Source organism: Kitasatospora sp. NPDC058406 (genome assembly GCF_042722765.1).
In the GTDB taxonomy this organism is placed as follows: domain Bacteria; phylum Actinomycetota; class Actinomycetes; order Streptomycetales; family Streptomycetaceae; genus Kitasatospora.
The window spans coordinates 1-13,235 of record NZ_JBHXKE010000074.1; the positions used below are offsets into that span (position 1 = coordinate 1).

10 protein-coding genes are annotated in these 13,235 nt (G+C 73.1%); 7 read left to right on the forward strand and 3 right to left on the reverse strand.

Going from position 1 to position 13,235, the window contains the following annotated elements; genetic code table 11:
- Positions 1–511: 511 nt before the first annotated feature.
- The gene (locus tag ACFWOG_RS16730; protein ID WP_329885204.1) at positions 512–961 is read left to right on the forward strand and encodes a PTS glucose transporter subunit IIA; all 450 of its coding nucleotides are present in this window, start codon (positions 512–514) and stop codon (positions 959–961) included.
- Positions 962–1,062: 101 nt separating this feature from the next.
- Positions 1,063–2,733, forward strand: coding sequence for a phosphoenolpyruvate--protein phosphotransferase (ptsP, locus tag ACFWOG_RS16735; RefSeq protein ID WP_329885205.1), 1,671 nt, complete (start codon positions 1,063–1,065; stop codon positions 2,731–2,733).
- Between the two features lie 122 nt (positions 2,734–2,855).
- Here ptsP and ACFWOG_RS16740 read toward each other — a convergent pair whose 3' ends face one another.
- The 3 genes from ACFWOG_RS16740 to ACFWOG_RS16750 all read right to left on the reverse strand — a co-directional run bounded on the left by ACFWOG_RS16740 (position 2,856) and on the right by ACFWOG_RS16750 (position 6,634).
- The gene (locus ACFWOG_RS16740; protein ID WP_380359051.1) at positions 2,856–4,892 is read right to left on the reverse strand and encodes an acetoacetate--CoA ligase; all 2,037 of its coding nucleotides are present in this window, start codon (positions 4,890–4,892) and stop codon (positions 2,856–2,858) included.
- 136 nt (positions 4,893–5,028) lie between these two features.
- On the reverse strand, positions 5,029–5,577 hold the full coding sequence (locus ACFWOG_RS16745) for an NUDIX domain-containing protein (RefSeq protein ID WP_380359054.1): 549 nt from the start codon (positions 5,575–5,577) through the stop codon (positions 5,029–5,031).
- A gap of 40 nt (positions 5,578–5,617) precedes the next feature.
- Complete coding sequence (locus ACFWOG_RS16750; protein ID WP_329947559.1) at positions 5,618–6,634, reverse strand: NUDIX domain-containing protein; 1,017 nt, start codon at positions 6,632–6,634, stop codon at positions 5,618–5,620.
- A 154-nt stretch (positions 6,635–6,788) separates the two neighbouring features.
- Between ACFWOG_RS16750 and mmuM the strand changes: the two genes are divergently transcribed.
- The 5 genes from mmuM (at position 6,789) to ACFWOG_RS16775 (ending at position 13,087) form a co-directional block, all read left to right on the forward strand.
- Positions 6,789–7,721: a homocysteine S-methyltransferase gene (mmuM, locus tag ACFWOG_RS16755; RefSeq protein WP_380359057.1), complete on the forward strand. Its 933-nt coding sequence runs from the start codon at positions 6,789–6,791 to the stop codon at positions 7,719–7,721.
- 194 nt (positions 7,722–7,915) lie between these two features.
- Entirely contained in the window at positions 7,916–8,680 is a 765-nt protein-coding gene (locus ACFWOG_RS16760; protein WP_329885210.1) for an IclR family transcriptional regulator, read from the forward strand.
- 304 nt (positions 8,681–8,984) lie between these two features.
- A complete protein-coding gene (locus ACFWOG_RS16765) occupies positions 8,985–9,722 on the forward strand; it encodes an MIP/aquaporin family protein (RefSeq protein WP_380359060.1) in 738 nt (245 codons plus the stop codon).
- Positions 9,723–9,816: 94 nt separating this feature from the next.
- Positions 9,817–11,343: a glycerol kinase GlpK gene (glpK, locus tag ACFWOG_RS16770; RefSeq protein ID WP_329885212.1), complete on the forward strand. Its 1,527-nt coding sequence runs from the start codon at positions 9,817–9,819 to the stop codon at positions 11,341–11,343.
- 148 nt (positions 11,344–11,491) lie between these two features.
- On the forward strand, positions 11,492–13,087 hold the full coding sequence (locus tag ACFWOG_RS16775) for a glycerol-3-phosphate dehydrogenase/oxidase (protein WP_329885213.1): 1,596 nt from the start codon (positions 11,492–11,494) through the stop codon (positions 13,085–13,087).
- The last annotated feature ends 148 nt before the right edge of the window (positions 13,088–13,235 follow it).

The following is a 13,235-nucleotide window of genomic DNA, read 5'->3' on the forward strand; positions in this document are numbered from 1 at the left end:
TTTTGGCACGCTGTTGAGTTCTCAAGGAACGGACACTTCCTTCAGGCGGCTTTCACACCGGCCCTCCGGGCGCTTCGTTCTTTCGTGTTTCCAGCCTAGCAGATCCGTTTGCCAGTTCTTAACCGGCGCTTTTCGTATCTGAAACCTGGCGTTAACCGTCGTCTCGCGGCGACTCGATCAACCATAGCGGGTCGTCCGCCGGAGCGCGAATCGGGCCGCGCCGGCCGTCACCCGGTCGGAGGAGTGATTTGTTGCTCTCGCGAGCATATACAGCAATGGTCCCGATTCGCCAAGATGCCTGTAGAGTGCGGCGCATCGGCCAAGAGGACTAGACCACCAGCGGTCGGCAAGATGACCGGCTGGTGAGGGCGGACAGGCAGGTCACTTCGCCTGGGAATGTCAGCTGATGTCCGAAGTTGACATGATTTAGGCTTCAGACGATCACTGCGCTCGATCATCCTGCCGCTGTTCGCGGCCGCTCGCCTGTACTGCGCACTTGGGAGGCTCAACCATGACCACTGTGATGTCGCCGCTGACCGGCAAGGTCGTCGGGCTCGCCGGCGTGCCGGACCCCGTCTTCTCGGGCGCGATGGTCGGTCCGGGCACCGCGATCGACCCGGTCCGTCGCCCGACCGAGGCCGTCGCCCCGGTGGACGGCGTGGTCGTATCCATGCACCCGCACGCGTTCGTCGTCGTGGACGCGGACGGCCACGGCGTGCTGACCCACCTGGGCATCGACACCGTCCAGCTCAACGGCGAGGGCTTCGAGCTCCTCGTCAACAAGGGTGACACCGTCACCCGCGGCCAGGCCGTCATCAAGTGGGACCCGGCCGCCGTCGAGGCCGCCGGCAAGTCGCCGATCTCGCCGATCGTCGCGCTCGAGGCCTCGGCCGACGCGCTGGGCGACGTCCGCGAGGACGGGGAGGTCGCCGTCGGCGACGCCCTGTTCAACTGGAGCTGACCCCTCTCTACCTTCCCGACAGATCCGCCCCTCCGCACCGGACGGGGCGGCCCGGCACACAGCGGTACCCGGCGGGGCCGCTTCCCTCAGCGGAGACATACATGGAGAAGACGCTGCGCGGCGTGGGTGTCAGCCACGGGGTCGCGATCGGCCAGGTGCGGCACATGGGTACGGCGGTGCTGGAGCCGCCGGCCACCCAGATCCCCACCGAGGACGCCCCGCGTGAGCAGGCCCGCGCCCAGGCGGCCGTCGAGGCGGTGGCCGCGGACCTGATCGCCCGCGGCAACCTGGCCGGTGGCGAGGCGCAGGCCGTCCTCGAGGCTCAGGCCCTGATGGCGCAGGACCCGGAGCTGATGGCCGACGTCGCCCGCCGGATCACCGTCGGCAGCAGTGCCGAGCGCGGTGTCTACGACGCGTTCGCCGCCTACCGCGCGCTGCTGGCCTCGGCCGGGGACTACCTCGCGGGCCGAGTCGCCGACCTCGACGACGTGCGGAACCGCATCGTGGCGCGCCTGCTGGGCGTGCCGATGCCGGGCGTCCCGGACAGCGACGAGCCGTACGTGCTGTTCGCCCGGGACCTGGCGCCGGCCGACACCGCGCTGCTCGACCCGACGCTGGTGCTCGGCTTCGTGACCGAGGAGGGCGGGCCGACCAGCCACAGCGCCATCCTCGCGCGGGCCATGGGTGTGCCGGCCGTGGTCGCGCTCCCGGGAGCGGCCGACGTCGCCGAGGGCACCGTCGTCGCGGTCGACGGCAGCTCGGGCAACGTGCTGGTCGAGCCGACCGAGGAGAAGCAGGAGGAGCTTCGCCGGAGCGCCGCCGAGCGCAAGGCCGCGCTGGCCGCCTCCTCCGGTCCGGGCCAGACCCTGGACGGGCACAAGGTCCCGCTGCTCGCCAACATCGGTGGACCCGCCGACCTGCCGGCCGCGCTGGAGGCCGGCGCGGAGGGCGTCGGCCTGTTCCGGACCGAGTTCCTCTTCCTGGACGACTCGGCGAAGGCGCCCAGCGAGGAGAAGCAGGTCGAGGCGTACCGCAAGGTGCTGGAGGCGTTCCCGGAGGGCCGGGTCGTGGTCCGGGCGCTGGACGCGGGCGCGGACAAGCCGCTGGACTTCCTGACCCCGGCGGACGAGCCGAACCCCGCGCTCGGTGTGCGCGGTCTGCGGACGCTGCTGGAGCACCCGGAGGTCATGCAGACCCAGCTGCGTGCGCTGGCCACGGCGGCCGAGGGCCTGCCGGTGCACCTTGAGGTGATGGCCCCGATGGTGGCCGACCGCAAGGACGCCAAGGACTTCGCCGACGCGTGTCGTGAGGCGGGGCTCAACGCCAAGTTCGGCGCGATGGTCGAGATCCCGTCGGCGGCGCTGCGGGCGCGTTCCATCCTCCAGGAGGTCGAGTTCCTCTCGCTGGGGACCAACGACCTCGCCCAGTACGCCTTCGCCGCCGACCGGCAGGTCGGCGCGCTGGCCCGACTGCAGGACCCGTGGCAGCCGGCGCTGCTGGACCTGATCGCGTTCTCCGCCGAGGCCGCCGCCGCGGCCGGCAAGAGCTGCGGCGTCTGTGGCGAGGCGGCCTCCGACCCGCTGCTGGCCGTGGTGCTGACCGGTCTCGGGGTGACCAGCCTGTCGATGGGCGCGGCGTCGATCCCCTACGTGCGCACCACGCTGGGCAAGTACACGCTGGCGCAGTGCCGCCGGGCCGCCGAGGCCGCCCGTGCGACGGACAGCGCCGACGAGGCGCGGGCAGCGGCGCAGCAGGTGCTGTCCGGCGAGTAGCCGGACAGGCGGTCGAGACCGCGCGTTCCTCCGAAAAGGGGCCCTTCCACCGTGGCGGTGGAGGGGCCCCTTCGGCGTGTCCGGGAGGGTGGCGGGGATGCGCCGGGGGGCCGGCGTACCGGCTACCCGGCCCGGCGGTCGCGGCGGAGCTGCTCGAAGAAGCGCAGGTGGTCGAGGTTGTCGACGGAGCCGGGGTTGACGGCCTGGTCGAGCGGGGTGCCGGAGAGCAGGCGCTTGACCGGGACCTCGATGCGCTTGCCGGTGAGGGTGTGCGGCAGGCCGCGGACGGCGATGACCTCGTCGGGGACGTGGCGCGGGGAGAGTTCGGTCCGCAGCGCGACGCGGATGCGGCCGACGAGGGCGTCGTCGAGTTCGGCGCCGGGGGCCAGGACCACGAAGAGCGGCATCCAGTAGCCGCCGTCGGGCTCCTCCAGGCCGATGACCAGGGACTCGGCGATCTCGGGGAGGCGCTCGACGACCTCGTAGATGTCGGACGAGCCCATCCGGACGCCCTGCCGGTTGAGGGTGGAGTCGGAGCGGCCGTGGATGACCACGGTGCCGCGCGAGGTGACGGTGATCCAGTCGCCGTGGCGCCAGACTCCGGGGTACGTGTCGAAGTAGCTGTCGTGGTATCGGGTGCCCTCGGGGTCGTTCCAGAAGCCGGTGGGCATCGACGGGATGGGCTTGGTGACGACGAGTTCGCCGACCTCGTCGGTGTGCGGGTGCCCCTGGACGTCCCAGGACTCGACGGCGGCGCCGAGGCACGGGGCCTGGATCTCGCCGAGGTACACCGGGAGGGTGGGGACGCCGCCGACGAAGCAGGAGCAGACGTCGGTGCCGCCGCTGACGGAGGCGAGCCAGACGTCCTCCTTGACCTCGTCGTAGATCCAGCGGAAGCCGTCCGGCGGCAGCGGGGATCCGGTGGTGCCGATGCACCGGACGGCGGAGAGGTCGAGATCGTGGCCGGGCCGGAGTTCGGCCTTGCGGCCGGCGATGACGTAGGCCGCGGAGGTGCCGAGGACGGTGGCGCCGGTGCGGGCGGCGACGGACCAGAAGGCGCCGGTGTCGGGGTGTCCGGGGCTGCCGTCGTAGGTGACGATCGTCGAGCCGACGAGGAGGCCGGCGACGAGGAAGTTCCACATCATCCAGCCGGTGGAGGTGTACCAGAGGAAGCGGTCCTCGGGGCCGAGGTCGAGGTGGAGGCCGGCCTGCTTGAGGTGCTCGACGAGGATGCCGCCCTGGCTCTGGACGATGGCCTTGGGCAGGCCGGTGGTGCCGGAGGAGTAGAGGACCCAGAGCGGGTGGTCGAACGGGACCGCCTCGAAGACCGGCTCGGCGTCGCCGGCGATCAGGTCGTCCCAGTGCAGCGCGCCCTCGGGCGCGGGGGCTCCGAGCAGGGGGACGTGGACGACGGTGCGCAGCGAGGGGAGTTCGCGGCGGAGCTCGGCGACGACGTCGGTGCGGTCGTGGTCCTTGCCGCCGTAGTGGTAGCCGTCGACGGCGAACAGGACGACGGGCTCGATCTGCTGGAGGCGGTCGAGGACGCTGCGGGCGCCGAAGTCCGGGGCGCAGCTGGTCCAGACGGCGCCGACGGCCGCGGTGGCGAGGAGGGCGACGGCGGCCTGCGGGATGTTGGGCAGGTAGGCGCCGACGCGGTCGCCGGGGCGGACGCCGCGCGCGCGGAGGGCGGCGGCGAGGGAGCCGACCTGGCGGCGGAGTTCGGCCCAGGTGAGGGTGACGGGCTGTTCGGTGGTCTCGTCGAGGTGGAGGACGGCCGGCTTGTCGGCGTTGGCCCGGTCCTCGCCGTGGCGGAGGGCGTGCTCGGCGTAGTTGAGTTTGCGGCCGGGGAACCAGCGGGCGCCGGGCATGGCGGGGTCGGCCAGGACGCCGAGCGGTTCGTCGGTGCCGGCCTCGGTGGTGAGCCGGACGTCGAACCACTGGGTGACGGCCGTCCAGAAGCGGTCGAGGTCCTCGACGGACCAGGCGTGCAGGGCGGCGTAGCGGGCGGCGGCCTCGGCGTCGGAGGCGGTGGGAGCGAGCGGTGCGGCCGGGGCGCCGTGGTGCTGGGCGGCCCAGGCCTGGAAGGCCACGATCCCGGTGCTGGCGGCGCGAGCGGGGGTGGGGCGCCAGAGCGGCTGGTCCTGGGGTGGAGTGCTCACGGTGGTGGTCTCCCGGCCGGTGGTAAGGACGGGGCTGCTCGTGGCAGGGCCCGCGTCCGGTTGGGGGCTGTCGGTGCAGACCCTGCCACGTGATCGGCCGGTGCGCCAGGGTCTGCCCGGCGCGGTCAGGCCCTGGTCAGGGGCGGGTGAACTCCCCGTCGTACCAGGAGCGGGAGACGCGGGTGTGGAAGGGGAAGGCGAGCGGGGTGTCCGGGGTGGAGAGCTGCCAGCCGTCGGTCTCCTCGGTGGGCACGGAGGCCGGGAGTTCGGTGAGCGGGCGGGCCGGGAGCAGGCCGAAGAGGCAGAGGAAGCCGCCGTGGGTGTCGGAGTCGGTGGCGACCAGGGTGATGTCGACGGCGTCGGCGAGGATGCCCGTCTCCTCGCGGAGCTCGCGGACGCAGGCCTGCTGCCAGCTCTCGCCGTAGTCGACGTAGCCGCCGGGGAGGGCGAGCTCGCCGTACCCGGGCTCGATGGTGCGGCGGATGACGATGAGGCCGGCGGCGGTGTCGTCCTGGGTGACAGGGAGGAGGGTGACGACGACCGGGAGCGGATTGCGGTAGCTGATCTCGGTGCACCGCGGGCAGACGCGGGGCCAGCCGTCGGTACCGGGCGGGTAGAGGGTGCCGCAGAAGTGGCAGTGGGAGTTGGGGCGGTGGCGCACCGTGCCGGCCTCGTGAATCGTCATGGCCGGATGCTAGTGGGGGCCGGCCGGAGGTGGGGCCCGGTCAGTGGATCCGCTCCCCCGCCTCTTCCTCCCGGGCGGGTCGCAGGAGGGCCGGGTGGAGGAGGCGGGCGTCGCCGGAGCGGTAGGTACGGGCGCGCGGGCCGCCGCGGGCGCCGCCGTGCTTGGTGGTGGTGCCGGTGCCTTCGACGAAGCCGGGGACGGAGAGCACCTTGCGGTGGAAGTTGCCGGGGTGGAGCTTCTCGTCCCAGACGGCCTCGTAGACGGCGCGCAGCTCGGGGATGGTGAAGTCGTGCTGGAGGAAGGCGGTGGCCAGCGGGCTGTACTCGATCTTGGCGCGGGCGCGGTCGAGTCCGTCCGCGAGGATGCGGGCGTGGTCGAAGGCCAGCGCGATCGGGGCCGCGGCGCCCGGCCGGGCGCCGCCCCGGCAGGCGTAGCCCGGATCGAGGGCGGCGTCGAGGGCGGCGTCGGCGGGACCGCTCGGTGCGGGTCCGGCCGTCTCCGTCGCCCGGATGTGGGTGCCGGTGCACCTGCCGACGCCACCCCCGTGGGTGTCGGCGGGTGCACCGGCGGTCTCGGACCGGCCGGGCGGCCGGAGGTCCAGGTCGGTGACGGGGTGCCAGGCGGCTCGTGCCGCGTCCGTACCGGCCTGCGGGTCGGGCAGGTCGGGGGCGAAGGCCAGGTAGGCGACGCCGACCACGTGCATGCGCGGGTCGCGGTCGGGGGCGCCGTAGGTACCGAGCTGTTCGAGGTGGATCCGGCTGAGCGCGGCCGCGGCCTCGACCGTGCCGTGCAGGCCGGTCTCCTCGGCGAGCTCGCGGGCGGCGGCCTCGTCGAGGCTCTCCTCGCCGGCGCGCAGGAAGCCGCCGGGCAGCGCCCAGCGGCCCTGGTAGGGCGGCAGGGCCCGCTCGACCAGCAGGACGTGCAGGCAGCCGTGGCGCAGGGTCAGGGCGACGACGTCGACCGTGACGGCGACCGGGGTGTACGCACGGGGGTCGTAGGAGGCGAGCCACTCCTGCTCGGCGGCCGTGCGACCCGGGGTGTCGGGTGGGGTGGTCACGGCGCGCTCCTCTCCACTCACGGTGCGTGCCCGTCCTTCTCGGAATGAGCACAACGTAGCGATCCTTTGCCTCTGCGGCAAATGATTTTCCGGGGATCCGGGGACCGCTCTGCTTCTAGGGTGTGACCAGGAGCTTCGTCGCGAGGAGGCCGTCATGCCCAGCACTCCCCCGTCGGACTTCGCCACGGCCCTGGCGGCCGGCCCCCTGGTGCTGGACGGCGGGCTGTCCGACCAGTTGGCGGCGGCCGGCCACGACCTGGCGGACGGGCTGTGGTCGGCCCGGCTGCTGCTGGACGCGCCGGAGGCGGTGCGGGCGGTGCACCGGGCGTACTTCGAGGCGGGGGCCGAGGTCGCGATCACGGCGAGCTACCAGGCGAGTTTCGAGGGCTTCGCCCGGCGCGGGGTGGGCCGGGCCGGGGCGGCGCGGCTGCTGGCGCTCGGCGTGGAGCTCGCCCGGGAGGCGGCCCGGGAGGCGGCCGGGGGCCTGCCCGGCCGGCGGCGCTGGGTGGCGGCGTCGGTGGGGCCGTACGGCGCGGTGACCGCGGACGGCTCGGAGTACCGGGGACGGTACGGGCTGAGCACGGCCGAGCTGGAGGCGTTCCACCGGCCCCGGCTGGAGGCCCTGGCGGCGGCCGGGCCGGACGTGCTGGCACTGGAGACGGTGCCGGACGCCGACGAGGCCCGGGCCCTGCTGCGGGCGGTGCGCGGCCTGGGGGTGCCGGTCTGGCTGTCGTTCAGCGTGGCGGGCGGGCGCACCCGGGCGGGGCAGCCGCTGGCGGAGGCGTTCGCGCCGGCGGCGGAGGCGGACGAGGTGGTGGCCGTGGGGGTGAACTGCTGCGCGCCGCAGGAGGTGGACGGGGCGGTGGCGCTGGCGGCGCGGGTGACCGGCAAGCCGGTCGTGGCGTACCCGAACAGCGGCGAGGGCTGGGACGCCGCGGCGCGGGACTGGACCGGCGGTCCGACCTTCGCGGCGGAGCGGGTGGCCGGCTGGCTGTCGGGCGGGGCGCGGCTGGTGGGCGGCTGCTGCCGGGTGGGGCCGGCGCAGATCCGGGAGCTGGCCGCCGAGGTGGCCCGCGTCCGGCCCTGAGGCCGGGCGGAGGGCCGGCCCCGCGGCCGGGGCGCGCCGGGACCGATCCGGGACGGCCCGGGGCCGCCCGGGACGGGTCGGAGGCGCGGGGGTTACCGAGGGGGAAGGTGCACGGACCGGGCACGGCCTGGCAGACTCGTGCCCGTTACCACTGCGGTCGACATTGTCGACCGCCTGTCAGCCCGGAGGTACACATGCCCGGCCCGATCCAGTCGCTCTCCCGGGCCGCCGCGATCATGCGCCTGCTGGCCGGCGGCGAGCGCCGCCTGGGCCTGTCCGAGGTCGCGACGGCGCTGGACCTGGCCAAGGGAACGGCACACGGCATCCTGCGCACCCTCCAGCAGGAGGGTTTCGTGGAGCAGGACCCGGAGAGCGGCAAGTACCAGCTGGGCGCGGAGCTGCTGCGGCTCGGCCAGAGCTACCTGGACGTGCACGAGCTGCGCGCGCGGGCCCTGGTGTGGGCGGACGACCTGGCCAGGGCGGCCGGGGAGACCGTCTACCTGGGCGTCCTGCACCACCAGGGCGTGCTGATCGTGCACCACGTCTTCCGGCCGGACGACACCCGGCAGGTGCTGGAGGTCGGTTCGATGCAGCCGCTGCACTCCACCGCGCTGGGCAAGGTCCTGCTGGCGTACGACCCGGTGGCGCGCGGCGAGCTGGGCGACGGGCCGTACGAGCCGTACACGGCGCGGACGCTGACCTCGGCGGCCGACGTGGACGCCGAGGCGGCGCTGACCCGCGAGCGCGGCTGGGCGGACGCGGTCGAGGAGACCTGGGAGGGCGTGGCCTCGATCGGCGCACTGATCCAGGACCGGCGGCGCAACCCGGTCGGCGCGGTCTGCGTCAACGGCCCGGTGGAGCGGGTCTGCGAGGACGGCTTCGTGAAGCCGTCGCTGGTCGCGTCGGTGCGCAGCGCCGCGCGGGCGATCTCCCGGGACCTGGGCGCCGGCCGGTTCTGACCCGGGGTGCCGGGGCGCCGCCCCGGATGCACGACGTTCACGCTGAGGCGCGGACAGGCCAGTCGCCTGTCCGCGCCTTACCGTTTTGTCCAAAATTGCGACTATCCAGTCGGTGACGCCGGGTAGCGGACCGAGCAAAGGGTCACAGCTGCGTAACCCGGCCTTGACGCGAGGGCGACCCGGGGAGGAAGCTTCCGCATGACGGTCGACATTGTCGAACGATGGCCGTGCGAAACGATCCCACAGAGCGCTCACCCGCCCCCCGATCGCCCGGCCCCTGCCCCCACCCGCACCTCCGGGCCATATGGACAAGGGAGTCTTTGTGTCCGCGTTCTCCAACGGCGACATCTTCGTCGGCGAAACCCTCGGCACCGCAGCGCTGATACTTCTCGGCGGCGGCGTCTGTGCCGCCGTGACGCTCAAGAAGTCGAAGGCCCTCAACGCCGGCTGGCTGGCGATCACCTTCGGCTGGGGCTTCGCGGTGATGATCGCCGCCTACATGTCGGCCCCGAAGTCCGGCGCGCACCTGAACCCGGCGGTCACCCTGGCCCTCGCGGTGGACAGCGGCGACTGGAGCACGGTCCCGCTCTACCTCGGCTCCCAGCTGCTCGGCGCGATGATCGGCGCCGTCTTCGTGTGGCTCACCTACCTCGGCCAGTTCCAGGCCAACCAGGAGCCCACCCTCGGTATCTTCTCGACCGGCCCCGAGATCCGGAACCCGGTCCAGAACCTGCTCACCGAGATCATCGGCACCTTCGTGCTCTGCCTGGGCATCCTCACCCAGGGCCTCACCAAGGGCCTCGGCCTCTCCGGCACCGGCATCCTGATCGTCGCCTTCACCGTGGTCGGCATCGGCCTGTCGCTCGGCGGCCCGACCGGGTACGCCATCAACCCGGTCCGCGACCTGGGTCCGCGCATCGTCCACGCGCTGCTGCCGATCCCGAACAAGGGCGGCTCCGACTGGTCCTACGCCTGGATCCCGGTGGTCGGCCCGGTCATCGGCGGCCTGCTCGCCGGCGGCCTGTACCACGTGGCGTTCTGACGCCCCCGGGTTTCCACCCAGCCCGAGCACGGGGACTGACCTGAGAGTCAGGCCCACCCACCCCCGAATTCCGCTGAACGAGCCGAGGACCCTCATGACCTCCACTGGCACTGGCAACTACATCGCCGCGATCGACCAGGGCACCACCTCCAGCCGTTGCATCATCTTCGGCGCGGACGGCCGGATCGTCTCCGTCGACCAGCAGGAGCACCGGCAGATCTTCCCGCAGCCGGGCTACGTCGAGCACGACGCCGCCGAGATCTGGACCCGGGTGCAGTCGGTCGTCCGCGGCGCGTTGGAGAAGGCCGGACTGACCAAGGACGACATCCGCGCGATCGGCATCACCAACCAGCGCGAGACCACCGTCCTGTGGGACCGCCACACCGGCGAGCCGGTCCACAACGCGCTCGTGTGGCAGGACACCCGGACCGAGGCCCTCTGCCGCGAGCTGGGCCGCAACGTCGGCCAGGACCGCTTCCGCCGCGAGACCGGCCTCCCGCTGGCCAGCTACTTCGCCGGCCCGAAGATCCGCTGGCTGCTGGACAACGTCGAGGGCCTGCGCGAGCGCGCCGAGGCCGGCGACATCCTGTTCGGCACCATGGACACCTGGGTCATCTGGAACCTCACCGGTGGTGTCGAGGGCGGCAAGCACGTCACCGACGTGACCAACGCCAGCCGCACCATGCTGATGAACCTCCAGTCGCTGGCCTGGGACGAGAAGATCGCCGAGTCGATGGGCGTGCCGATGGCCGTCCTCCCGGAGATCCGCTCCTCCGCCGAGGTCTACGGCGAGGCCGTCGGCGACCTGGCCGGCGTGCCGGTCGCGGCGGCGCTCGGCGACCAGCAGGCCGCGCTGTTCGGCCAGACCTGCTTCAACGAGGGCGAGGCCAAGTCGACCTACGGCACCGGCACCTTCCTCCTGCTGAACACCGGCGAGAAGATCGTCAACTCGTACCACGGCCTGCTGACCACCGTCGGCTACCGGATCGGCGACCAGAAGCCGGTCTACGCGCTGGAGGGCTCGATCGCCGTCACCGGCTCGCTCGTCCAGTGGCTGCGGGACCAGCTCGGCATCATCTCGACCGCCGCCGAGATCGAGACCCTCGCCAACACCGTCGAGGACAACGGCGGCGCCTACTTCGTACCGGCCTTCTCCGGCCTCTTCGCCCCGTACTGGCGCTCCGACGCCCGCGGTGTGATCGCCGGCCTCACCCGGTACGTCACCAAGGGCCACCTGGCCCGGGCCGTCCTGGAGGCCACCGCCTGGCAGACCCGCGAGGTCGTCGACGCCATGCAGAAGGACTCCGGGGTCGAGCTCACCGCCCTCAAGGTCGACGGCGGCATGACCAGCAACAACCTGCTCATGCAGAACATCGCCGACGTCCTGGACGCCCCGGTCGAGCGCCCGTACGTGGCCGAGACCACCGCCCTCGGTGCCGCCTACGCGGCCGGTCTGGCGGTCGGCTTCTGGAACGACCTCGACACCCTGCGGGCCAACTGGCACCGCGCCGCCGAGTGGACCCCGCGCATGGACGAGGCCACCCGGGAGCGCGAGTACAAGAAGTGGCTCAAGGCCGTCGAGCGCACCATGGGCTGGGTGGAGGAGGACGAGAACAACTGATCGCGAAGCCGGTCGGGGCAGCAGCCCCGGCCGGCCCGCTCCCGTTTCACCGGCCCGCCGCACCGGGCCGACCCGGCCTCTCCCCAGGGGCCGTACGCACACCGAGAGGAGTAACGGCGCAGCCCGACCCGCGCGCCGTACACACACCATGGCAACCATCCCGACCCTGGGCGCCGAGCGCTCCGCCGGCCACACCGCATCCCGTGCCGAGACCCGCGAGCTGCTGGGCAAGGCCACCTACGACCTGCTGGTGATCGGGGGCGGCATCCTCGGCACCGCCGTCGCCTGGACGGCCTCCCAGGCCGGTCTGAAGGTCGCCATGGTCGACGCCGGCGACTTCGCGGGCGCCACCTCCAGCGCCTCCTCCAAGCTGGTCCACGGCGGTCTGCGCTACCTGCAGACCGGCGCGGTCAAGCTGGTCGCCGAGAACCACAAGGAGCGCCGTGCGCTCGCCACCGACGTCGCCCCGCACCTGGTCAACCCGCTGACCTTCTTCGTGCCGGTCTACAAGGGCGGCCCGCACAGCGCGCCCAAGCTCGGCGCCGGCGTCTTCCTGTACTCCGCGCTCTCCGCCTTCCGCGACGGCATGGGCCGGGTCTCCACCGCCGCGCACGCCGCCCAGCAGGTGCCCGCGCTGCGCAGCGAGGGCCTGCGCTCGGTCGCCGTCTACGGCGACCACCAGATGAACGACTCGCGCGTCGCGGTGATGACGGTGCGCGCCGCCGTCGACGCCGGCGCGGTCGTGCTGAACCACGCCGAGGTCACCGGCCTGCGCTTCACCGGCAGCCGGGTCACCGGCGCCGAGCTGCGGGACCGCCTGGACGGCACCGAGTTCGGCGTCGACGCCCGCCTGGTGCTCAACGCCACCGGCCCGTGGGTGGACCACCTGCGCAAGATGGAGGACGCCGGCGCCGCGCCGTCGATCCGCCTCTCCAAGGGCGCCCACGTCGTCGTCAAGCGCCGCGCCCCGTGGCGTGCCGCGCTGACCATCCCGATCGACAAGTACCGCGTCTCCTTCGCCATCCCGTGGGAGGACCACGTCCTGCTCGGCACCACCGACGAGGAGTACACGGGCGACCCGCAGGACGTCCGGGCCACCGAGGCGGACATCGACCAGATCATGGGCGAGGCCGCGCACGCCATCCGCGACGAGCACCTCGACCGCGACCTGATCACCTACTCCTTCGCCGGCCTGCGGGTGCTGCCCGGCGGCCCGGGCGACACCGCCGCGGCCAAGCGCGAGACGGTCGTCACCGAGGGCAGGGGCGGCATGCTGTCGGTCGCCGGCGGCAAGTGGACCACCTACCGGCACATCGGCCGGACGGTGCTGGAGAAGCTGGCGCACGTGCCCGGCACCTCCCTCGGCGAGGACATGTCCCCGATCGCCCCGACCGTCCCGCTGCCGGGCGTCGGCGCGCCGAACGCCGTCGCGCACCGTCTGCTGATCGACCGCGAGCCGGGCTCCCGGATGGAGCCGCTGGTCGCCAAGCACCTGGCGAGCCACTACGGCACGCTCTCCTTCGAGATCGCCCGCATGATCGACGAGAACCCGGAGCTCGGCCGGCCGATCCACGAGGACGGGCCGGACGTCTGGGCGCAGGTCGCCTACGCGGCCGACAGCGAGTGGGCGTACACCGTGGACGACGTGCTGCGCCGCCGCACCACGATGACCGTCCGCGGCCTGGACACCCCGGAGATCCGCACCGAGGTCGAGGCGTTCCTGGGCAAGCGCCAGGGCAAGTAGCGCCACGGCGCAGCCGTGCCGGGCGGGCACCCCAGGGCTGGGGGTGCCCGCCCTCCGTCGTGCCGCTGCTGAAGTGACCTCCCGAACGTGACGGGCGGGCGCTCCCCCTGGGGAACGCCCGCCCGTCCGTCGTTTCCGCGGACCGTCC

What these genes read in the sequence shown, in the direction of transcription:
- ACFWOG_RS16730 (WP_329885204.1), top strand. Translation starts at nt 512, where the DNA reads ATGACCACTGTGATGTCGCCGCTGACCGGCAAGGTCGTCGGGCTCGCC.
- ptsP (WP_329885205.1), top strand. Translation starts at nt 1,063, where the DNA reads ATGGAGAAGACGCTGCGCGGCGTGGGTGTCAGCCACGGGGTCGCGATC.
- ACFWOG_RS16745 (WP_380359054.1), bottom strand. Translation starts at nt 5,577, where the DNA reads ATGACGATTCACGAGGCCGGCACGGTGCGCCACCGCCCCAACTCCCAC.
- mmuM (WP_380359057.1), top strand. Translation starts at nt 6,789, where the DNA reads ATGCCCAGCACTCCCCCGTCGGACTTCGCCACGGCCCTGGCGGCCGGC.
- ACFWOG_RS16760 (WP_329885210.1), top strand. Translation starts at nt 7,916, where the DNA reads ATGCCCGGCCCGATCCAGTCGCTCTCCCGGGCCGCCGCGATCATGCGC.
- ACFWOG_RS16765 (WP_380359060.1), top strand. Translation starts at nt 8,985, where the DNA reads ATGGACAAGGGAGTCTTTGTGTCCGCGTTCTCCAACGGCGACATCTTC.
- glpK (WP_329885212.1), top strand. Translation starts at nt 9,817, where the DNA reads ATGACCTCCACTGGCACTGGCAACTACATCGCCGCGATCGACCAGGGC.
- ACFWOG_RS16775 (WP_329885213.1), top strand. Translation starts at nt 11,492, where the DNA reads ATGGCAACCATCCCGACCCTGGGCGCCGAGCGCTCCGCCGGCCACACC.